This window comes from Lentzea sp. DG1S-22, assembly GCF_036321065.1.
Taxonomy (GTDB): Bacteria; Actinomycetota; Actinomycetes; order Mycobacteriales; family Pseudonocardiaceae; genus Lentzea; species Lentzea jiangxiensis.
The window spans coordinates 3,031,118-3,050,873 of the sequence record NZ_CP143276.1 but is presented as its reverse complement, the minus strand read 5'-3'; the positions used below and the strand labels follow the sequence as shown (position 1 = coordinate 3,050,873).

Sequence of the window (19,756 nt, the reverse complement as noted above, 5' to 3'; positions counted from 1 at the left end):
CGCCCCGCCTCCCGTCACGGAACAGTCGAGGAGCACGAGATGGGTCGCACTGCCACCCTCAGCCTGGCCGCGGTCGCGGCCCTGGCGGCGGGCCTCGTCGTGAGCGCGCCGATCGCCGCGGCCGCACCCGACCAGCTGGCCGGCACCCTCGGCGCGAGGCTCGGACCCGCGAGCGCAGGGTCCTATGTGGACGAAAGCGGGCGGCTCGTCGTCACGGTGACCGGCACGACCGCGGCGAGGACCGCGATCGCGGCCGGAGCGCGTGCGCGGGTCGTGAAGCACAGCGCCGCGGCACTCGGCGCCAGCGCCGGTGTGCTGGACCGCACAGCACGGATTCCGGGCACCTCTGGGGAGTCGACCCGGTCACCAACCGGGTCGTGGTGTCCGCCGACGCGACCGTCACCGGCCCGGCGCTCGCCCGGCTGAAGACCGTGGTCGACGGCCTCGGCGACACCGCGCGGCTGGAGCACGTCGGCGGCGCGTTCCGACCGGCGATCACGGGTGGCGACGCCATCCTCGGTGGCGGCGTGCGGTGTTCGCTCGGCTTCAACGTGAAGACGCCCGGCACCGGCACCGCCTACCTGCTGACCGCCGGCCACTGCGGCAACGCCACGTCCACCTGGAGCACGTCCGGTGGCCAGGTCGTCGCGTCGCGGGTCGGGACCAGCTTCCCCGGCAACGACTACGCGCTGTTCCGCTGCACCGCCGACGTCAGCAGGCCCGGCGAGGTCGACCTCCACAACGGCACCAGGCGCGACATCGCCCGCGCCGGCGACCCCGTGGTCGGTCAGACCGTCGGCCGCAGCGGCAGCACGACCGGGTTCCACCGCGGCAAGGTCACCGGCCTGGACGTCACCGTGAACTACGTCGACGGCACGACGGTCACCGGCATGATCGGCACGACGGTCTGCGTCCAGGGCGGCGACAGCGGCGGGCCCCTGTTCGCCGACACCACCGCGCTCGGCCTGACCTCGGGTGGGAGCGGTGACTGCACGAGTGGCGGGCGGTCGTTCCACCAGCCCGTCACGGAAGCCCTCCGGGCCTACGGAGTGGCCGTCTACTGACCACCTGACCGTCCACAGAGGAACCCCACCGCTGAGGAGCATTCCATGACAGTGAACCGTCGCCGGCTGCTGCTCGGCAGCGCGGCCCTGCTGGCGGGCACCGCGGGCACGGCCGTCCCCGCCGCCGCGGCGCCGGCCGGGTTCCCGGACTACCGGTACCGCCGGCTCGCCCTGGTCAAGAGCAAGCTCCGCTACAACCCCACCGGCGAGCTGATCTTCCCGACCATCCGGGGCACCAAGGACCGGATCGCGGGCGCACGGGCCGCCTACTACCTCTACTACGCGCCGCACGACGCCCCCGGCGGCATCTGCCTGGCCTACGCGAACACCCTGGACGAGGAGTTCACCGAGTACCCGGGGAACCCGATCATCTCCCGGAGCTGGCCGGGTGAGTACAGCGTGTCGCACGTGTCGTCGCCGCACGCGATGTGGAACGACGACGTCAAGCGCATGTACCTGTACTTCCACGGCGAGAACACGGTGACCCGCCTGGCCAGCTCCGCCGACGGCATCAACTTCACCTACGAGAAGGAGGTGCTGTCCACGCGGCTGCAGCCCGAGGGGACCACGGAGACGTCCTACGCCAGGGTGTTCCGGCACGACCTGCCCTCGCGCGGTGCCCGGTACGTGATGGTGTTCATGGTCAACAACCGGACGAACCACCGCGACATCGGCTGGGGCTGGTCGGCGAACGCCCGCGACTGGACGTTCTCGCAGACCCCGCTGATCCGGCACCAGGACGTCGGCGCGGTCAACGTCGGCGGACCCCACCTGCTCTTCCGCAACAACAGCGTCTACGTCGTCTACAACACCGACATCGGCAGCGGCGGCAACATCCTCATCACCGAGGTCGGCCGCGACTTCTCGCTGCGCAGGCACCTGGGCGTCTTCCACGACTCCCTGTCCGGGGCGCCGGACAACGGCAGGTCGGCCGCGCCGTCGTTCGGCACGTACCAGGGCCACGAGTACATGATCTACGAGGCGGGGGACCGGCTGGCGGGCAACATCGCCATCGCCCGGGCCGTCTGACCCCGTCCGCTGCACCGCCGACGCTTCGAGAAGTGGGTCGTGACCGGAAGGTCCTCGGACACCACTCGTCGAAGAAGCCCTGACCACGTCGGCGTTCCGTTCGCCCTGTTCGACTCGAAACGGCCGTCGAACCGAAGAAACCGTTGCGTCGCCGCGACTTCCTGCTCCACAGTGCGATCCATGAGAATCGCGGCGACCGCACTGGTCCTCGTGCTCACGGGCGGCTTCCCGAGCCCCGCACGGGCGGCCGCCTGGGAGGACGTGATCGGTCCGAGCTCCTTCGGCGGTTACGGGGCGCTGGAGTCGGAGTGGAACTACCGCTACCCGTGGGGTTCCGACCACAACGGCACCGCCCGCATGTACGCGAGCGCCACCGACCACAACCACGTGTCGCTGTCCGGCGGTGTGCTCACGCTGAAGGCGACGCGGATCTCGTGGAACGAGGGCAACAGCAGCGCCGACCCGCACCTGCCGATCCGCTACCACTCCGGCGCGATCCACGCCAAGGAACACGTCGTGGTCAACGACCAGTTCCCGAACTGGGAGGTCGAGGGCGAGTTCCAGGCGCCCTCCGCACGGGGCACCTGGCCCGCCTTCTGGCTCACCGGCGTGAACAGCTGGCCGCCCGAGAGCGACGTCCTGGAGTTCAAGGGGGACAGCAGGAACTGGTTCAACACGTTCCGGACGTCGAGCGACGTGTCGAGCTCGGTCGTCGGTGTCTCCTCGCCCGGCTCCTGGCACACCTACCGGGCGTGGATCACCAAGGTGAACGCCACCGACGTCGACATCCACTACTACCTCGACGGCAGGTGGATCGCGAAGCACACGGGGAGGAACTTCGCAGGCAAGCCGCTGTGGCTGATCATCAACCTGCAGATGGAGGGCTCGTCGGGCAGTCCCGGCCCCACCGCGGAGACGGTCTACCGCGCACGCAACGTCTACATCGGACGGACAAGGGCGTAGTCCTCGGGCGCGCCACCGGGCAGCCGCTGATGCCTTCAGTGGAGCCATGATCGGCCGACGTGGGCCACGACGCCCTCCGGCAGCGGAGTGTTCTCGTCCTCGACGAGGCGCTCGCACAGGCGTGCGACGTCGCGGAGGCCGGGACCCGTGCCGCTGATCTCGCACCCCTGCGGGTGCCACCGGGCGAACCACCCCTCGGCGGCGCGCATCGAGACGTAAGGGCCGGCCACGACAGCCGTCATCGTGCGGTCGATCGCTTCCAGCAGGCCGGCGGAACCCGTGTCGCAGGCGTCGCACCCGCAGTCAGGGTGGGACGCCACGACGTTGCCCGGCTCGGCGACCGCGATGTCCAGCGCGGGCAGCGGTGCACCGCCTGCCTGGCGGACGTCGTGTTCGAGCAGGAACAGCGGCAGCGTTCCGGGACGTCGTGAAGCGAGCCGGGCACCGCGCCCCGAAGTGTGGTTCTCGCTCGTCGGGTACGACGGCACCGGGGCGATCACCGCGTCGGCCCGCGCGACGAGCGTGTCGGCCCAGGCGCGGGACCGGAGGTGCACGACGCGGTAGCGGTCCGGATCGGTGAGCCGCGAGTACTCCTCCTCGCGAGGGCTCTCGCCGGCGGGCCTGGGAGCGGGCCAGGAACGCGGCTCCCTCGTTCGGTAGCGCGCGGCGACCTCAGCCAGAACCTCGTCCACGGTGGCCACTCGCGCAGTGTAGGCAACCGCCCGGACCGCCGCGATCTCCCGGCACCGCGGGCCGCGGCTCGAACCACCCCTCGGGGTTGCACCTCAAGCCGCTTGAGATCCCATAGTGGTCGACATGGACATGAACGAGCTGTACGCCATCGGAGACGTGGCACGGCGGACCGGCCTGAGCGTCAGCGCCGTCCGGTACTACGCGGAAGCCGGTGTCGTCACGCCCGCCGCGACCACCGCGGCGGGCCACCGCCTCTACGACGTGTCCGCCATCGCCCGCCTCGAACTCGTCAGGACGCTGCGGGAGCTCGACGCGGGCCTCGACGAGATCAAGCAGGTGCTGGCCGGCGAGGCGACGCTGCGCGAACTGGCCACGACGCACATGGCCCTGCTGGCGCAGCAGGAGTCACGGCTGCGCAGCCGTCGCGCGGTCCTGTCGGCCATCCTGCGCCAGGACTCCACAGCCGAGCAGGTCACGTTGATGCACAAGCTGGTGGGCATGTCGGACGAGGAGCGCGACCGGCTGATCGACGACTTCTGGACCGAGGTCACCACCGGCTGGGAGGCGCCGGAGCGCATGGTCGAGTGGTGGCGGGCCGCGCGCCCGGAGCTCCCCGACCACCCGAGCGCCGCCCAGCTGGAGGCGTGGATCGAGCTGGCCGAACTGGTCAGCGACAGCGAGGTCCGCCACGCCCTGCGCCGCGAGCTGCGCGAGGTGTGCACCACCGGCGCCGGTCCGATGATGTCCTCCTCGCCGATGCTGGACGCCTTCGAGGAGGCCACGCCCATCGGTCAGGCCGCGATCGACGCGGCACGCGAGCAGGTGCCGCCGGACTCGCCGCGGGGGCGGGAGATCGCCGACCAGTGGATCGGCTGGCTGACCGGCGTGTTCGCCACGCCGGACGAACCGGGGATCCCGGACACGCCGGAGTTCCGGCTCCAGACGGCCGACCACATGCTGGCGGGCGCCGAATGGGACTCCGCGCCCCCGAACCCGGAAAGCCCGTTCGACCGGTACATGGAGCTGGTCACCGCCGTGAACGGCACCGCGCAGGAGCAGTTCCCGTTCGTGTGGTTGTCCGAGGCACTGCGCGCCTCGGCGGCAGAGCCTCGCTGAGGGTCGAGGGCTCGTCCCGCACGACCCCGGCCGGCTCACGACCGCGCCGGGTCGCGAGGTAGCGTGAAGGCCGCGGTCGTGCCACCGCCGCCCGCGGCGAACCGCTGTGCCGTTCGACGACGCCGTGCACGATCGGGAGTCCAGCCCGTGCCCACCGAGGACGTGATCGTCGTCGTGCCGACCCCGTCGACCCGCGCGTCCCGGAACGGCCTGAGCGGGTGACGCTGCTGGCGCGCCTGCGCAGCGAGACCCGCGCCGCTCACCGCGCCCTGGAAGACGATCTCGGGTTCCTGCCGGGCACGATCACGCCGTCGCGCTACGAGTCGGTGCTGTCGGCGTTCCTCGGCTTCCACGAACCGCTGGAGGAAGCCCTGACGGCTTCCATCACGGCGCACGCGCTGCCGTGGGAGCTGTCGGCGGGCGCGGGGCGGCTCACCGCGGACCTCCGCGCGCTCGGCTGGAGCCCGGAGCGCGTCGCCTCGCTGCCGCGGTCGTCCGCTCCGGACGTGCGCGCGCTCCCCGCCCTGATCGGCGCGCTCTACGTCGTCGAGGGCGCGAAACTCGGCGGCCGGGTGATCACCCGGTGGGTCCGCGACGAACTGGGCCCGGCACCGGTGTCGTTCTTCGTCGCGGACGGTGACGCCCGGCGCGGGTTCCGGCGGTTCGGCGTGATGGCGGAGGCCGTCCTGCCCGCTCAGGACGTCACAGCGGCGTGCGAGGCGGCGAACCGCTGCTTCGCCCGGTTCCAGGACTGGCTGGCCGTCTCGCGGGACGTCGACGACCCGCAGGCGCCCGTTTCGTGGAAAGCACGTCGCTGATCGAAGGCGTGGTCGCCGCCGTCACGAGCGGACGGGTCGCGCGCCCCTGGTCGCGGACTGGTCGTCCCAGCCGTCCGGGTGCCGGGGCCTGCCGAACAGGTACCCCTGCGCGTAGGCGCACCCCTCGCGGCGCAACCACTCCGCCTGCTCGGGTGTCTCGACCCCTTCGGCGATCGCGCGGGCTCCGAGCACGTCCGCCAGGTCGATGACGCACCGCAGGACCCCCGCTGTCCGCCCCGTCTCGCCGAGCGCGGCGACGAACGACTTGTCGATCTTCACGAAGTCGAACGGGTAGCGCTGCAGGTAGCTCAGCGACGAGTAGCCCGTGCCGAAGTCGTCCAGCGCCACGCGGATCCCGCTGTCGCGCACCGCCATGAGCCCCTGCATGGCGGCGTCGTCCGCCCACACGGACTCCGTCACCTCCAGGGTCAGGTTCTCCGGTGGCATCCCGGTCGCGCGCAGCGCGTGGAGCAGCGACGTCTCGAAGCCGGCGGACGACAGCTGCCGCGTCGAGACGTTCACCGTGACGCCGAGAGCCCGGCCCTCGCTCGACCACCGCGCCCCCTGCGCGCAGGCCGCTTCGAGCACCTGGGCGCCGAGCGGGACGATCAGCCCCGTCTCCTCGGCGAGCCCGATGAACTCGTCCGGCCTCACCAGACCCCGGCCGGGGCGCCGCCAGCGGACCAGCGCCTCCGCCCCGGTGACGCGCGAGGTGGCCAGTTCGATGATCGGCTGGTAGTGCACGACCATCTGGCCGCCGTGCACGGCGGCGCGCAGGTCCGCCTTGTCGCGTTGCCTGGCCTGCACACGGGCGCCGATCTCGTCGTGGAACAGCTTCGCCCGTGCACCTCCTTCCTGCTTGGCGATGTACATCGCGGCATCGGCGTCGCGCAGCAGTTCCGCCGCGGTGGTTCCGGGTGTGGAGACGGCCACCCCGACGCTCGCGCGCATCTCCCGCTCCGGTCCCGTGGTGAGCGCCCTCAGCACACGGCCGGCCAGCTGGGCGGACCCGTCCGCGCCGGACCGCGGTGCCAGCACGGCGAACTCGTCCCCTCCGAGCCGCGCCGCGGTCGCCCCTGGCGGGATCGCCGGAGCCGTCCGCCGGGCGAACTCCCTCAGGTACTCGTCGCCGGCGTGGTGCCCGTCGGCGTCGTTGACCTCCTTGAACTGGTCCAGGTCGATGACGAGCAGGCCGACGGGCTCACCCGTGCCCAGCGCTTCCTCGAGCAGGTGCAGGAAATGCGGCCGGCTGGCCAGCCCCGTGAGATCGTCCTGTTCCGCGCGAACGCGGAGAGCGTCCTCCTGGCGGCGCCGTTCGCTGACGTCGACGGCGACCACCAGCGTCAGTTCCGGCCGCGATTCCTGCGGCACCTTCGCGGTGTGCACCTCGAGCACCGCGCCGTCGGCGTTCAGTTCGAAAGGTCTTGTGCCACCACCGCATTTTTCGCATAGCACCACGTTGTTCCCGTGAATGCACAAAGGCTGGCACAAACCGTTTCGCCGGCCGAACATCGAGTGAGCCCGTGCGTTGCTCAACAGCGTGGTGCCGGCGTCATCGACGAGGAGCATGCCGACGGGACTGGCGTCGATCACGGCGTGGACTGCCTGACGTGCGTCCCGCTCGTGCCGGACCGCGCGCACGGTGGCGTGCAGGGCGGCGGATCCGATGACGAGACCGAGGAGCGGCATCAGCCTCGGCACCAGCCCGTCGAAGGCGACGCTTCCCGCGCGGACGGCGGCCACCACCAGGACGCCCTGACCGGCGAGGTAGCCGGCCAGAGCCGGAACCGCCTTGACCAGAGCCCTGCTGCTCCCGCCACCGAGCGCTCTCCTGGTCACCACCCCGAACAGGAACGCGACGGCGGGCTGGGGCGCCGGGAGGACGAGCACCGACCCGGCGAGCACCGCCGCTTCCACGACCGCGATCACCCACCGGTCGCGATCGGGCCACCGCCACGACACCAGCACCACGAGCAGCAGCACGACCAGCACCGCTTTGGCGGCGAATGCGGTGTCCGCGAACAACAACTGCGTTGCGAGCCCGATACCGCCCAGCCACGCGAAAACGTTCGTCAGCACCCTCACGTTGCGCAAAACGCGGCCGGAGGAAGGTTCGGCCACGTGCCCGCCGACTCGTTCGCGGGAGTCCCCGGTCAACTCGCCCCAATTCGCATCATCCGAGTCCGGCGCGTGCTGCCACCGGCCACACCGATCAGAACATCTTCGTACCAGGCGAAGGGAACTCAACCGCCGTTCGGGCGTCCTCGGCCGGCGGTCGACCTGGATTCGACCGCGTGATCACGGACGGCGAATGGGGAAGTGCGTCCGGTCGGCGTTCTGGCGCGAGTGCAATCCGCCGGAGATTGCCCGCGGCTATCATCTGCGACTGTGCCGAAGTCCAACCCCGATCTGACAGGTGCGCTGCTCGAGCGGCGTTATCGGTTGGACACGGTGATCGAGCCCCGCGCGACGTCCACCGTGTACCGGGGTGTGGACGTCCGGCTCGACCGGGCCATCGCCGTCGAGGTCTTGGACACGACGCTGCCGCCGGATCCGGCGTTCGTCGCGGAGTTCGAGCGCGGCGCGCGTTCCGCCGCACGGCTGCGGCACCCCGCCGTGGTGGCCGTCCACGACCAGTGCGTCGACGGTGACCACGTCTTCCTGGTCACGGAGTTCGTGGACGGCGGCACCCTCCGCGGCCTCCTGGCGGACCGCGGGAAGCTCGCCCCCGCCGTCGCGTTGAGCGTGGTGGGCCCGGTGCTGTCGGCGCTGGGCGCCGCTCACCACGCGGGACTGGTGCACGGCGACGTCAGGCCGGAGAACGTGCTCATCGGCAAGGGTGGCAAGGTGCAGCTCGCCGGCTTCGGCACCCTCCGCCCGAGGGCGGCTGCACCTGCCGGTGGCGACAGGGCCTACGCGTCCCCGGAGAGGGTCGGCGGAGGCGTCCGCGACGCGCGGGGCGACGTCTACTCGGTCGGGATCGTGCTCTACGAGATGCTCACGGGAGGGGTGCCCGGCCGCGGTGCGGTGGGCGTGCCGCACCCGGTCCCGGCGGTGCCGTCCATCGCGGGGGTTCCGCTCGCACTGGACAACCTGGTGCGCAGGGCGACCCGGTCGGATCCGGCGTTGCGCCCGGCGGACGCCGCGGTGTTCCTGGCGGAGCTCGAACGAGTGGGGGCCGAGCTCGGTCTGCAGCCCCAGCCGGTCCCCGAGCCCGGCACGCCACCGGAGCAGGACCGCACGATCGTGATGCGCCCGGTGCCGGCGGTCCCCCGCGAGAACACCGCGTCGGCAGCCGAGCGGACCACACCGGTGCGCAAGCCCCCGCGGGCACCCAGGCCGCGGTCGAAGAAGGTCGACCCCGTCGAGGAGAAGCGCCGCCGGCACCGCCGCGCCGCGCTCTGGACCGGTGCGGTGGTGGTGCCGGTGCTGGTCGCCGGTTCGTTGTGGTGGTGGCTGGGCGCGGGGAGCCGCACCTCCGTGCCACTGGTCAGCGGTCAGAGCGAGGCGAACGCGATGGCGCAGGTGCGGGACGCGTCGCTGAGCGCCCAGGTCGTCCGGGTGCCGAGCAACGACGTGCCGAACGGCAACGTGCTGCGCACCGAACCCGGCAACGGAACCGAGCTGGAGAAGGGTTCCTCGATCACGGTCTACGTCTCGCGGGGCCGCCCGGTGGTGCCGTTCGTCAACGCGGGCGCCGACGTCGAGCCGGTGACGAAGGAGATCGGCGACGCCGGGTTGAAGGTGGTCACGGACGAGGCCAAGAACGTCTTCAGCGAGACCGTCCCGTCCGGCAAGGTGATCGGACTCGAACCGCGCCCCGGCACGCCGCTGCAGATCGGCGCCCCCGTGACACTGGTGCTGAGCAAGGGACCGGCGCCGAAGAAGCCCGTGCCGAACGTGGCGGGCATGACCAAGGACGAGGCGCTCGCCGAACTGGGGCGCAACGGGCTCCAGGGCGTCGAGGCGCCCGCCGAGTTCTCCCCGGCGGTCGAACCGGGCCGCGTCATCAGGACCGACCCGGCGCCCGGCACGATGCTCGGCCCGGACCAGACCACGGTGTCGCTGGTGGTCGCCACCGCGGTCACCGTGCCCGAGGTGCGCGGCAAACCCGTCAAGGACGCCAGGGCGGAACTGCAGGCGCTCGGTCTGCAGGTCACCGTCGCCTCGCCGAACGGTGAGGACGTGGTCTGCGCCGCCCAGTCGGTCGAACCGGGACAGCGCGTGCCACCCGCGACCATGATCACCATCACGGGCGCCTGAGGTCCGTCCGCCAGACCCATTCGCGCTTCCGATGGCTGAAGCGCTCCTTCCGTGACCCCGCTTGATCCCTCCACCTCCGGTTGTCAACTCGTCGATGCTCGTGGTCGTGCTGCTGCTGGCGGCCTGCGGCACGCCCGCGACCGGCCAGGAACCCAAGCCACCCGAGAGCGCTCTCGTCGGCGTCACCATGCCGACGACGACGTCGCAGCGCTGGCTCAGCGACGGCGAGAACATCAAGCGGGACCTCGAATCCCGGGGCTACCGCGTCGACCTGCAGTACGCGCAGAACGACGTGCCCAGCCAGGCGAAGCAGGTCGAGAGCCAGATCGCGGCCGGCGCGAAACTCCTGATCATCGCCTCGGTGGACGGCTCGGCCCTCACCGCCCAGCTGAGGATGGCCGCGGAGGCCGGCATCCCGGTGATCGCCTACGACCAGCTCCTCCGCGGCAGCCCCGACGGCGCCGCCGGGCCGTTCAACGTCGAGCTGTTCGCCGGCTCCGCCGACGACAACAACGCGGCGTTCTTCTTCAACGGAGCCATGTCCGTCCTCAAGCCGTACATCGAAGACGGCAAGTTGGTAGTGCGCAGCGGACAGACGGACTACCAGGCCGTCACAACCCTCCGCTGGGACGGCGAGACCGCCCGCAAACGCATGGAGGAGATCGTCACCGCGTCGTACCGGCGCGCGAAGGTGGACGGCGTGCTGTCGCCCTACGACGGCATCTCCCTCGGAATCCTCGCCGCGCTGAAGAACAAGGGTTACGGCCCCGCTTCCCGGTCGTGACCGGACAGGACGTCGAGCTCGGTTCGGTGAAGTCCATCATCGCCAACGAGCAGTACTCGACCATCTACAAGGACACCTGCGAACTGGCGAAGGTCACGGCGTCGATGGCGGAAGCCGTGCTGAAGGGCCGGACACCGCTGCAGCTCAATAACCTCAACGACTACGACAACGGCGTCAAGGTCGTGCCGGCGTTCCTCCTGAACCCCGTGAGCGTCGACAAGGCCAACTACCACAGGGTTCTCGTGGAGTCCGGCTACTACACCGACGACCAGCTCCGCTGGCCGGACGGCGATCGGGAACGCCTATCGCTGGAGACATCCGTTGCGTCTCTTGCTGTCCGAGGCCGGCAAGGGTGCGGACGCAGCCGTTGCACGGCCGAGCTGGAGCCGGCTACTCGTCTTCGTCGTCGGGTAGCTCACCGGCGAACCACACGCGCATCCGGTACTGCTCGAAGCCGCCCTGCCGTGCGTTGAGGAGGTCTTCCTGGCTCATGGCAAGCGCTCGGTCGCGTCCTCGGTGAGCGACCTCGAACCCGTAAACGCCCGGCCCTGTGGGCAGCTCGGCGCCGAGCGCCTCCCCGGTGGGAGAGCCGAGCACCAGGAGCCCGCTGGGACATTCGAGCTCGAAGACCTGCGGCGCCGACCAGCCCGGCTCGTCGGCCGATGCGGGTCGCCCGGACCACATTTCGAGTCGTGCCGACACGGGCAAGAGGTCCTGGGCGCAGTTGATGACCAGCTCGTAACCGGTCGAGGCCACTACGGCTGTCTGCGCTCGCGCGATCGCCTCGTCCAGACCCGCACCGGCGTCGTTGTCCTGGTCCCGCAGGGTGATCAGCCGATAGCTGGCGACGGCGACCAGCTCATGATGACCGAGCGGTTCTGCCACGATGCTTGTGCGCTCACGGCGCGCGTCGGTCACAACGACCGGGCTTCGGCCCGGTTCTCCACCAGCCAGGCCGCGACCTTCTGCAGCTTCATGTTGGTCGACTGGGACGCCTCCACCAGCATCCGGAAAGCGGAGGCGTCGTCGATGTCGTGGCGCTCCATGAGGATGCCCTTGGCGGTGGCGATGACGTCGCGGCTCTCGACGGCGATCGACAGGTTCGCCTCGCGTTGCGCGCCGACCAGCGCGATGGCGGCATGGGTGGCGAAGAGCAGGCCGTCCTGCTCGGTGCGGTCGTCGAAGGCGTCGATCCGGTCCGAGTAGAGGTTCAACGCGCCCAGCGTCTTGTCGGTCACGAACAAGCGGTAGGACAGCAGGGAGTGGATGCCGTTCTCCGCCGCAGCCGGGCCGAAGGACGGCCATCGGGCTTCGTGGCCGACGTCGCCGACGCGGAAGGTCACGTGTTCGGTGATCGCGTCGATGCACGGTCCCTCGTGCAACTCGTACTGGAGCTGGTCGATGATCTCGACGGTGGGAGAGGTCGGCTCGACGGTGCGGATCTTCCCGTGCTCCAGCAGGGAGATCCCGGCGTACGTGGCTGCCGGGACGTAGTCGACGGCGGCTTTGACGATCGCCCGCAGAGTCGTGTCGACGTCGGGTTCCGCTTGCAGCGTTCTTGCGATGTCGCCGAGCGTTCTTGCGAGTTCGTTGAGGCCGCCATCAGCCGCGCTCATGATGTCCTCCAGCACCAGAGTTCGAAGCAAATCGCTTATACCCGTTCAAGGCGTCGCGTAAACCTGAATTGGCGGCAGGCGAGCGGTCCGCTCGCGACGTCCACAGATCACTCCATCGTGCGACTGCGGCTGTTGCTGTTCACACACGGTCGCCCTGCGCGTTTCCAGGCTCAGTCCGTGCCGCTTTACGAGTGGTGAACAGCTCCGGCGCACCGACCTGGCTGTTACCGAGTGCTGCCTCGGCGAGGAAACCGATCGTCCGAGCCGATGACGTCGCGCTGCCAAGATCTACCATCGGCAGCCGCACCAACGGGTTCCGAACGGAAGAGGCGCGACCGCACATGATCTCAGACCGGGACGACCTTCCGGCCGGCACGACCTCGCCGGACGCCCCCACGATCGTCTCCGCCGGGGGAGAGCCGGACGGGGCGACCTGGGCGCGAGTGGCCATCGGCGCGATCAACCGCCGGGACCACGCGAACGCGATCGTCGCCGTGCGGATGGCGCTGCGGGACGAGGCTTCACGGCTGGCCGCGGTGGACTTGCTCACCTCGATCCTGGTGCACGGCCTGCCGATGGGAGGACTCAAGCCCGACGCGCGCGTTCCGATCGGGATGATGGTGCTGCGCGAGGAACACCACTGCGCGAAGGCGGTCGAGCACGCCGCGAACCTCGTCACCGCCGTGGTCAACAGCGACGTCGGCCTCGCCGCGCCCGTGCTCGAAGCGCTCGCGGGCGACCACGGCTTCGACATCCTCGTCGTCCTGGCGCGGGAGGCGGCGGCACGTCTCGAGCACTTCGTGGGCGTCGATGGCGATACGGCCGACGCCTACTACCTCGTGACCGGAGGCGGACAGGCCTGATCCTCTCGTGCACGAATCGCGAAAGAGTTTTCAGAATTGACGCTGTGAGCCGGAATTGAAGACCAACATTCCACACGAGCGCTCGCGTGTGAGGTTTTGGATGTAATCGAACAACCAGCTTCTGCCCCGGCCGTGTGCCACCCTGAGTGGCGGGGAGGTACTGGGGGATGTGGTTTTTCCGATTGCTCGGACCGTTTCAGGTGGAATGCGGTGGTGCCGAGATCACCGTGGGCACACCGCAAATGCGCAAGGTTCTCGCGTTGCTCGTGTGGAACGCGAACGAGGTCGTGCCGGTCGGCCGGATGTTCGACGAGCTGTGGGGTGAAGCGCCACCGGCGTCGGCGAAGGTGCAGCTGCAAGGCATCATCTCGCGGCTGCGGCGGCTCCTCGGCGCGGGGAGGATCGCGACAGCGGCGACCGGGTACGTGTTGCGCGCCGAGGCGGTGGAGCTCGACGTCGAGCTGGTGCGGCAGGGCCTGGCGGCCGGGCGTGAGCTGATCGCGGGCGGTGACGTGGCGTTGGGGGCCGCGCGGCTGCGCGAGGCGCTCGGGCGCTGGCGTGGTCCCGCCGACCCGCACTTCGGCGAGCCGATCGCCGCACAGCTGGACGAGCTGCGGATGACGGTGCTCGAGGAACGCGTCGACGCCGACCTCCTGCTCGGCAGCACCGCCGACCTGATCGGCGAGCTGACCGCCGCCGTGGCCGAGCACCCGCTGCGCGAACGGTTGCGCGCCCAGCTGATGACCGCGCTGGCGCGGCGCGGCCGGGTGTCCGAGGCGCTCGACGTGTTCCTCGCGTTCCGCCGCACCTTGGTGGACGAGCTGGGCGTCGAGCCGTCGGCGCGGCTGTGCGCGCTGCACGGCCGCATCCTCCGCGGCGAACCGGGTGTGCAGCCCACGTTTCCGCTGCCGCGTAGGGCACGTCCGCCGCGCCGGTTGCCCCCGGCGCTGCCCGACTTCGTCGGTCGCGGGGAGTGGCTCGCCGAGCTGGCGGACGTGCTCACCGCGCCGCGCCGGGTTTGCCCGCCACTCGTCGCCGTCTCGGGCGCCGCGGGGCTGGGCAAGACGTCGTTCGCCGTGCAGCTCGCTCATCGGGTGCGTGAGCGGTTCCCGGACGGCCAGCTCTTCGCGACGTTGCGGGGCGACGACACGACGGCGGCGCTGCACCAGTTCCTGCGTGCCCTCGGGACACCTGCCGACCTCGTGCCGGTCTCCGAGGACGAGTGCTCGGCGCTGCTGCGCGACCTGCTGGCCGGCCGGGAGGTGCTGCTGGTCGTCGACAACGCCGTCGACGCACGCCAGGTGCGGCCGTTCGTGCCGGCCGAACCCGGTTGCGCGGTGCTGGTGACGAGCAGGCGGACGCTCGGCGAGCTGGAGGGCGCGCGGCTGGTGCGGATGGGACTGCTCGACGCCCGCGAGGCGGCGGAACTGCTGACCGGGATCGTCGGAGTGCCCCCGGGCGACGCCCTGTTGGCGCGCTGCGGAGGGTTGCCGCTGGCGTTGCGGATCGCGGGAGCGCTGTTGCTCGACCATCCGCAGTGGACGGGTGAGGACCTGGCCGCCTGGCTCGCGGAGGAACGCGCGGTGGGGACCGGCTGAGGCGTGCCACCCGCACTTCGGCCACTGTGGACGGTGCGGTACCTGGGCGCGCTGACTCGGCGGCGGCGATCGAGCAGGACCTGCCTGCTCGATCGCCGGGAACGGTGACGCCCCACCGCGTCACCGGTCAGGGGCAGACCCGCAACGAGGTGATCCGGTTGCGGAACTCGGGCAGCATGTTCGCCCCTCCACCGGGTCCGCCGGCCGCCATCAGGGCCGTGTAGTTGGCCCCGTCGTAGTGGCACCACCGCTGGCTGGTGCGGTTGTACATGCTCTCGGCGTTGTTGTTGAGCCCACTGGGGCCGGGAGCCGCACCGAGGTCGGCGTCACCGACGCGGAAGATGCCGATCGCACCGGTGCCGTTGAGACCCGTCCAGATGCACAGCCGGGCCGCGGGACAGTCGCTGTAGGCGGTGGCCGACACGTCGCCGCCCGGCTCGGTGATCTCCGGGACGGAGGACGCGCTCGCGGGCGTCGACATCAGCGACGCCGCGAACGCGGCGCCGGCCAGGGCCGTCAAAGTCTTGCGGATCAAGAGAATTCCCCCTTCTCAGGAAGAGGCGGTCTCGCCTCCGGGACCGAGACTGGGCAATCGCGCTAACAATCCGCTAACCGCGGCTGACCACCGCGCCGCCACAGCCGGGAAGCCGGCCACCGTCACACCGCGGCACGGTCTTGCACCGGACGACGACGCAGACCCGGACGGGTCAGCGCGTCCGGCACAGGGGCGACGTCGACCGCGCCGAGGTCCGTGCCGGGTGGCACGACCTCGTCGATCCGGTCCAGGACCTCGTCGGTGAGCGTGGTGCCGGCACCGGCGAGCAGGTCGTCGAGGTGGTCCGCGGTGCGCGGGCCGATGATCGCCGAGGTGACACCGGGATGGCTCACCACGAACGCGAGTGCGAGGTGCGTGAGCGACAGGCCCGCCTCCTCGGCGATCGGGACGAGCCGCTCGACCGCGGCGTGCTTGCGCTCGTCGGTCATGTGCCGGGGCAGCCAGTGCAGGGTGCCGGCCGAGACCGGTTCGCCGCCGGGCCGGAAGCGGCCGGTGAGCAGGCCCGCGGCCAGCGGGCTCCAGGTCAGCACGCCCAGCCCGTACTGCTCGCAGGTGGGCAGGACGTCGCGTTCGACGCCGCGGTTGAGGATCGAGTAGTGCGGTTGCTCGGTCCGGTAACGGGCGAGCCCGCGGCGTTCGGCGAGCCACTGCGCCTCGACGATCTGCGCGGCCGGGAGGCCGGAGGTGCCGATCGCGCGCACCTTGCCGGACCGCAGCAGGTCGGTCAGGGCGGACAGGGTCTCCTCCGCGTCGGTGCGGTGGTCGACGTGGTGCACCTGGTAGAGGTCGAGGTGGTCGACGCCCAGGCGGCGCAGCGAGTCCTCGACCGCGGTCATGGCCCAGCGGCGCGAGTTGCCCTGGCGGTTGGGGTCGGAACCCATGGGCCCGTTGAACTTCGTGGCCAGCACCACGTCGTCGCGACGACCCCGCAACGCCTTGCCGACGATCCGCTCGGTCTCGCCGTCGCCGCCGTAGACGTCCGCGGTGTCGATGAAGTTGATGCCCGCGTCGAGTGCCCGGTGGATGATGCGGACGCAGTCGTCGGGGTCGGGGTTGCCGTGGGGGCCGAACTTCATGGTGCCCAGGCAGAACGGGCTGACCTGGATGCCGGTGCGTCCCAAGGTGCGCATACGCACGAGAAGGCCTTTCGTCGGAGGTGGTCGTTCGGCTCGTTGTGGCGGCTACGCTCCCAGCAGTAGGTGCCGGGGAACGTCCGCTTCTGCCGGATGGTCCCTCCGCGCAGCGCTGCTGCCCCAGCGCGCAACACCGATGTCGCCGGCGTCGGTGAGCGGCCAAGCTGACCGCATGAGCAGGTTGAGCCCCGAGCAGATCGCACAGCACGCCCGTGCCGCCGGGTTCGAAGGCCAGGGCCTCACGATCGCGATCGCCGTCGCCCTCGCCGAGTCCAACGGGGACGCACGAGCGCACAACGCCAGGCCACCGGACGACTCCTACGGCCTGTGGCAGATCAACATGCTGGGCGCGCTGGGGCCCGAGCGGCGCAGGCAGTACGGGCTCGACTCGAACCGCGAGCTGTTCGACCCGCGCGTCAACGCCAAGGTGGCGAACGCGTTGTCCGACGACGGCAAGTCGTGGACGCCCTGGTCGACCTACACCAACGGCGCCTACCGCAAGTACCTCGACGTCGCCCGCAAAGCGGCACGGGACGCCGGGACGCCGTCGCGGCCCGGCGGTGGTGGGGGAGGGGGACGTGGCGGGTTCGCGGTGGACCCGGCCGCGCTCGACCGCTACGTCAAGCAGGGCAGGGACATCGCGGACGACCTGGCGTCGATCGGCACCAGGCACGTGCGGCAGGTGCGGGAGATCGCCGACGGCAGTTTCGGGCGGATCGGCAAGGAGACCGGCTTCGCCTCGGCGCTCGAGGCGTTCGGAGCCGCGCTGCACCGGCAGGTGAACGGCGTCGGCCGCAACGCCGACCGCCTGGCGCGCTCGACCGGGCGCATGGCGCACAGCTACCGCGCTCAGGACGACGCGGTCGCCGACGGCTTCAAGCGGGGCTGACGTGGACACCCGAGCGGTCGCGCGCGAGTTCGCCGGCAGGATGATCGGGCACCGCAACGCGTTGGCGGGCAAGGCCGACGACGCGCTGCGCGTGCAGTTCGCGTTGCACCGGGCGGGCAACGCGCTGGACGACCAGCAGGACGCCGTGCGCAAGGCCACCGGGAACGCGCTCGGCCACTGGGAGGGTGCGAACTCGGAGCAGTTCGAACGGCGCTCCGACCGGCTCGTCCGGCAGATCCGGATGACCGCGTCCGTCAGCGCCCAGGCCGAGAAGGTGGTGGCCGGGGCGAGCAGCGCGCTGGTCACCGGGCACACGGCCGCCCAGCGCCTGGTCGACGAGTACGTCACCAAGGCCGCCGCGCTGCTCGACGCGGGGGTCGCGAGCGGATCGCAGGCCGCGCTGATGAAGGCCGTCGCCGCCGCGGCGGACCTGGAGCCGCGCTACACGCGGGAGTCCGTGCGCAACGTGCGGCAGGTCAAGGCCGAGCTCGACGAGGCCAAGCGGCAGCTGAAGGCACTCGAGAAGGAGATCGAGACCGACGGGATCGCCGATCCTCGCGCCGCACGGCGCGGCGGGGGCGTCACCAAGCCGTCCGGTGCGAAGGCCGGCAAGATCGTGTCCGCCGCCCGCGGTGAGATCGGCACGCGGGAGAGCCCGCCCGGCAGCAACCGGAACCCGTACGGGCCGACGACCTTCTGGTGCTCGTCGTTCGCCACGGCGATGTGGCGCAGGGCCGGTGTGGACATCCCGGTCCTGCCCTTCACCGGCGACGTCTACCGCTGGGGGCAGCGCCACGGGAAGGCGTACGGCAACGGCAACCTGAAGGACAACGTGCGGCCGGGCGACGTGCTGTTGTTCGGCACCGGCCCGCAGAGCCCCTCCACGAGCAAGCACATCGGCATCGTGGAGAAGGTTGACGGCGACACCGTCACGCTGATCGAGGGCAACTCCGGAGACCAGGTGCGCCGCAACACCCACCAGCTCAGCGGCACGAAGTTCTACGGAGGAGTGCACCCGTGATCACCGGACACGCGCACCACGCCACCGGCATCGCGATCGAGGTCGGTGTGGGCGGCGGGATGCGCGCCATCACGCTGACCGAGCGGTCGATGCGCCTGGGGCGTGCCGCACTGGCGGACGAGATCCTCACCCTGGTGCGGCTCGCGACCGCGCGGGCTGGCGAAAGGGCTCGGCACACGCTCGGCGAGGAGCACCTGGAGACGCTCGGCCTCCGCGTCGACACCGAGCTCACCGAGGAGATCGAGTCCACCACACCGGAGAGCTGGATGGTCCGATGACGCACGAGCCGCGGTCGCTCGAAGAGGAACTGGCCGAGGACGAACAACGCGAACCGCTCGGCCTGCGCGCCGCGCTGGACGCGATCACCCGCTCCGCCCGGGAGGACGACGTGGTGGTGACGGTCGACCTGCACGGCAAGCTCGTCGGGCTCGAGCTCGGCCCGCGCGCGATGGAGCTGAGGCCCGTCGCGCTGGCCGCCTGCCTGCAGCGGCTCACCGCCTGCGCCGCCGAGGCCGCGCTGGCCGCGGGCGCCGAGGTGCTCGCGGCCGTGCTGGACGAGCCGGTGGTGCTCCCGGTGTCCTAAGAGGACTCCTCCACCAGGTCGGTGAGGCGCCGGGTGATCCAGGCCAGGTCGGCGGGGACCACCCGGACCCACTGCTCGCCGCGGACGTCCTCGGTCGTGACGACGTAGCGGCCCGCGGTCGTGTCGGACCAGGCGAGCACCGGCGAACGGCCCCGAGCACCGTTCACGGCCAGCTGTCCCGCACCGAGCCTGCCCGACTCCGCGATGGTGATCAGCGGACGCATCGCGCTGCCCCGCACGCCCGCGTCGGCCAACGCCCGTTCCAAACCGCTGTAGCCGCTCTCCGCGTACCCCCGCAGCGCCGCCGAGCAGGCCGCCCGCGGCAGCCGCACCTGGTCACCCGGCCCTGCCGGGCGGTCGCCGAGCACCTTCACCACCGCGCGCACCAGGCCGTCCCCCGCGAAGGGTTCGAGCGCGAGCTCCTCGGTGTTGAGCACGGCGAGCACGCCGCGGCTGCCCCGCACCGCGGCGAGCACCCGCCAGGGCTGCTCGCCGAACACCAGCGCGTCGACGGACGTCGTGTGGTGGCGCAGCATCCCGAGCAGCTCCTCGAGTTCGGGATCGACCTCGTCGTCGCGGATCAGCCCGGCGCTCGCCAGCGAGGCGAACACCTCGGTGCCCAGCTGGTCCCGGTCGGCCTCGGTGGCGCCGTGCGACGGCACGTCGAGGGCCAGGGGCGGGTCACCGAAGCCGAGGTCCTCCCACACCAGGTCGAACTCCAGGTGGGACAGGACGACCACGCCGGTCGCCGGTGAACGCCGTGCCAT

General features: G+C 71.2%; 22 protein-coding genes. 15 read left to right on the top strand and 7 right to left on the bottom strand.

Annotated elements, in window-relative coordinates; genetic code table 11:
• Positions 1-39: 39 nt before the first annotated feature.
• The 4 genes from V1227_RS13260 to V1227_RS13245 all read left to right on the top strand — a co-directional run bounded on the left by V1227_RS13260 (position 40) and on the right by V1227_RS13245 (position 3,056).
• Complete coding sequence (locus V1227_RS13260; protein WP_329792815.1) at positions 40-426, top strand: hypothetical protein; 387 nt, start codon at positions 40-42, stop codon at positions 424-426.
• The gene (locus V1227_RS13255; protein ID WP_329792813.1) at positions 378-1,064 is read left to right on the top strand and encodes a S1 family peptidase; all 687 of its coding nucleotides are present in this window, start codon (positions 378-380) and stop codon (positions 1,062-1,064) included. The genes V1227_RS13260 and V1227_RS13255 overlap by 49 nt, the downstream gene beginning before the upstream one ends.
• 45 nt (positions 1,065-1,109) lie before the next feature.
• Positions 1,110-2,093, top strand: coding sequence for a hypothetical protein (locus V1227_RS13250; RefSeq protein WP_329792811.1), 984 nt, complete (start codon positions 1,110-1,112; stop codon positions 2,091-2,093).
• Between the two features lie 180 nt (positions 2,094-2,273).
• Positions 2,274-3,056: a glycoside hydrolase family 16 protein gene (locus V1227_RS13245; RefSeq protein ID WP_329792809.1), complete on the top strand. Its 783-nt coding sequence runs from the start codon at positions 2,274-2,276 to the stop codon at positions 3,054-3,056.
• Between the two features lie 35 nt (positions 3,057-3,091).
• Here V1227_RS13245 and V1227_RS13240 read toward each other — a convergent pair whose 3' ends face one another.
• Positions 3,092-3,757 (bottom strand): DUF6226 family protein, encoded by a 666-nt coding sequence (locus V1227_RS13240; protein ID WP_329792807.1) that lies wholly within the window; start codon positions 3,755-3,757, stop codon positions 3,092-3,094.
• Between the two features lie 115 nt (positions 3,758-3,872).
• Between V1227_RS13240 and V1227_RS13235 the strand changes: the two genes are divergently transcribed.
• Both V1227_RS13235 and V1227_RS13230 read left to right on the top strand, forming a co-directional pair.
• Positions 3,873-4,865, top strand: a complete 993-nt coding sequence (locus tag V1227_RS13235; protein ID WP_329792806.1) for a MerR family transcriptional regulator — start codon at positions 3,873-3,875, stop codon at positions 4,863-4,865.
• 218 nt (positions 4,866-5,083) lie between these two features.
• Positions 5,084-5,683, top strand: coding sequence for a biliverdin-producing heme oxygenase (locus V1227_RS13230; protein WP_329792805.1), 600 nt, complete (start codon positions 5,084-5,086; stop codon positions 5,681-5,683).
• Positions 5,684-5,704: 21 nt separating this feature from the next.
• On the opposite strand, the gene V1227_RS13225 is transcribed toward V1227_RS13230, so the two are convergent.
• Positions 5,705-7,804, bottom strand: coding sequence for a putative bifunctional diguanylate cyclase/phosphodiesterase (locus V1227_RS13225; protein ID WP_329792804.1), 2,100 nt, complete (start codon positions 7,802-7,804; stop codon positions 5,705-5,707).
• A gap of 267 nt (positions 7,805-8,071) precedes the next feature.
• Here V1227_RS13225 and V1227_RS13220 point away from each other — a divergent pair, with 267 nt between their 5' ends.
• From V1227_RS13220 to V1227_RS40640, 3 genes are all read left to right on the top strand, one after another.
• Positions 8,072-9,946, top strand: coding sequence for a Stk1 family PASTA domain-containing Ser/Thr kinase (locus V1227_RS13220; protein ID WP_329792803.1), 1,875 nt, complete (start codon positions 8,072-8,074; stop codon positions 9,944-9,946).
• 61 nt (positions 9,947-10,007) lie between these two features.
• Positions 10,008-10,730: a substrate-binding domain-containing protein gene (locus V1227_RS13215; RefSeq protein ID WP_442916490.1), complete on the top strand. Its 723-nt coding sequence runs from the start codon at positions 10,008-10,010 to the stop codon at positions 10,728-10,730.
• Positions 10,731-10,756: 26 nt separating this feature from the next.
• Positions 10,757-11,203, top strand: a complete 447-nt coding sequence (locus tag V1227_RS40640) for a hypothetical protein (protein WP_442916489.1) — start codon at positions 10,757-10,759, stop codon at positions 11,201-11,203.
• Here V1227_RS40640 and V1227_RS13210 read toward each other — a convergent pair.
• Together V1227_RS13210 and V1227_RS13205 are read right to left on the bottom strand one after the other, a co-directional pair.
• Positions 11,121-11,648: a hypothetical protein gene (locus tag V1227_RS13210; protein ID WP_329792802.1), complete on the bottom strand. Its 528-nt coding sequence runs from the start codon at positions 11,646-11,648 to the stop codon at positions 11,121-11,123. The genes V1227_RS40640 and V1227_RS13210 overlap by 83 nt on opposite strands.
• Positions 11,645-12,346 (bottom strand): GAF and ANTAR domain-containing protein, encoded by a 702-nt coding sequence (locus V1227_RS13205; RefSeq protein WP_329792801.1) that lies wholly within the window; start codon positions 12,344-12,346, stop codon positions 11,645-11,647. The genes V1227_RS13210 and V1227_RS13205 overlap by 4 nt, the downstream gene beginning before the upstream one ends.
• Before the next feature lie 341 nt (positions 12,347-12,687).
• Between V1227_RS13205 and V1227_RS13200 the strand changes: the two genes are divergently transcribed.
• The gene (locus tag V1227_RS13200) at positions 12,688-13,209 is read left to right on the top strand and encodes a hypothetical protein (protein ID WP_329792800.1); all 522 of its coding nucleotides are present in this window, start codon (positions 12,688-12,690) and stop codon (positions 13,207-13,209) included.
• A 242-nt stretch (positions 13,210-13,451) separates the two neighbouring features.
• On the top strand, positions 13,452-14,807 hold the full coding sequence (locus V1227_RS13195; protein WP_329792799.1) for an AfsR/SARP family transcriptional regulator: 1,356 nt from the start codon (positions 13,452-13,454) through the stop codon (positions 14,805-14,807).
• 127 nt (positions 14,808-14,934) lie between these two features.
• On the opposite strand, the gene V1227_RS13190 is transcribed toward V1227_RS13195, so the two are convergent.
• Both V1227_RS13190 and V1227_RS13185 read right to left on the bottom strand, forming a co-directional pair.
• Complete coding sequence (locus V1227_RS13190) at positions 14,935-15,342, bottom strand: peptidase inhibitor family I36 protein (RefSeq protein WP_329792798.1); 408 nt, start codon at positions 15,340-15,342, stop codon at positions 14,935-14,937.
• 122 nt (positions 15,343-15,464) lie between these two features.
• Positions 15,465-16,499 (bottom strand): aldo/keto reductase, encoded by a 1,035-nt coding sequence (locus V1227_RS13185; RefSeq protein ID WP_329792797.1) that lies wholly within the window; start codon positions 16,497-16,499, stop codon positions 15,465-15,467.
• Between the two features lie 169 nt (positions 16,500-16,668).
• On the opposite strand from V1227_RS13185, the gene V1227_RS13180 reads away from it, so the two are divergent.
• Genes V1227_RS13180 through V1227_RS13165 form a run of 4 tightly spaced genes read left to right on the top strand, consistent with a single transcriptional unit; the run spans position 16,669 to position 18,989 of the window.
• A complete protein-coding gene (locus tag V1227_RS13180; RefSeq protein ID WP_329792796.1) occupies positions 16,669-17,385 on the top strand; it encodes a type VII secretion target in 717 nt (238 codons plus the stop codon).
• A 1-nt stretch (position 17,386) separates the two neighbouring features.
• Entirely contained in the window at positions 17,387-18,406 is a 1,020-nt protein-coding gene (locus V1227_RS13175; protein WP_329792795.1) for a CHAP domain-containing protein, read from the top strand.
• Positions 18,403-18,684: a YbaB/EbfC family DNA-binding protein gene (locus V1227_RS13170; protein ID WP_329792794.1), complete on the top strand. Its 282-nt coding sequence runs from the start codon at positions 18,403-18,405 to the stop codon at positions 18,682-18,684. The genes V1227_RS13175 and V1227_RS13170 overlap by 4 nt, the downstream gene beginning before the upstream one ends.
• Positions 18,681-18,989, top strand: coding sequence for a hypothetical protein (locus V1227_RS13165; protein ID WP_329792793.1), 309 nt, complete (start codon positions 18,681-18,683; stop codon positions 18,987-18,989). The genes V1227_RS13170 and V1227_RS13165 overlap by 4 nt, the downstream gene beginning before the upstream one ends.
• Here the strand turns inward: V1227_RS13165 and V1227_RS13160 are convergent.
• Positions 18,986-19,756, bottom strand: a complete 771-nt coding sequence (locus tag V1227_RS13160; protein ID WP_329792792.1) for an ESX secretion-associated protein EspG — start codon at positions 19,754-19,756, stop codon at positions 18,986-18,988. The two genes, V1227_RS13165 and V1227_RS13160, sit on opposite strands and share 4 nt — an antisense overlap.

Excerpts from the sequence above, each read along its gene's own strand:
- V1227_RS13260 (WP_329792815.1), top strand. The coding sequence starts at position 40 with ATGGGTCGCACTGCCACCCTCAGCCTGGCCGCGGTCGCGGCCCTGGCG.
- V1227_RS13250 (WP_329792811.1), top strand. The coding sequence starts at position 1,110 with ATGACAGTGAACCGTCGCCGGCTGCTGCTCGGCAGCGCGGCCCTGCTG.
- V1227_RS13245 (WP_329792809.1), top strand. The coding sequence starts at position 2,274 with ATGAGAATCGCGGCGACCGCACTGGTCCTCGTGCTCACGGGCGGCTTC.
- V1227_RS13235 (WP_329792806.1), top strand. The coding sequence starts at position 3,873 with ATGGACATGAACGAGCTGTACGCCATCGGAGACGTGGCACGGCGGACC.
- V1227_RS13205 (WP_329792801.1), bottom strand. The coding sequence starts at position 12,346 with ATGAGCGCGGCTGATGGCGGCCTCAACGAACTCGCAAGAACGCTCGGC.
- V1227_RS13200 (WP_329792800.1), top strand. The coding sequence starts at position 12,688 with ATGATCTCAGACCGGGACGACCTTCCGGCCGGCACGACCTCGCCGGAC.
- V1227_RS13195 (WP_329792799.1), top strand. The coding sequence starts at position 13,452 with ATGCGCAAGGTTCTCGCGTTGCTCGTGTGGAACGCGAACGAGGTCGTG.
- V1227_RS13180 (WP_329792796.1), top strand. The coding sequence starts at position 16,669 with ATGAGCAGGTTGAGCCCCGAGCAGATCGCACAGCACGCCCGTGCCGCC.
- V1227_RS13165 (WP_329792793.1), top strand. The coding sequence starts at position 18,681 with ATGACGCACGAGCCGCGGTCGCTCGAAGAGGAACTGGCCGAGGACGAA.
- V1227_RS13160 (WP_329792792.1), bottom strand. The coding sequence starts at position 19,756 with ATGGCACGGCGTTCACCGGCGACCGGCGTGGTCGTCCTGTCCCACCTG.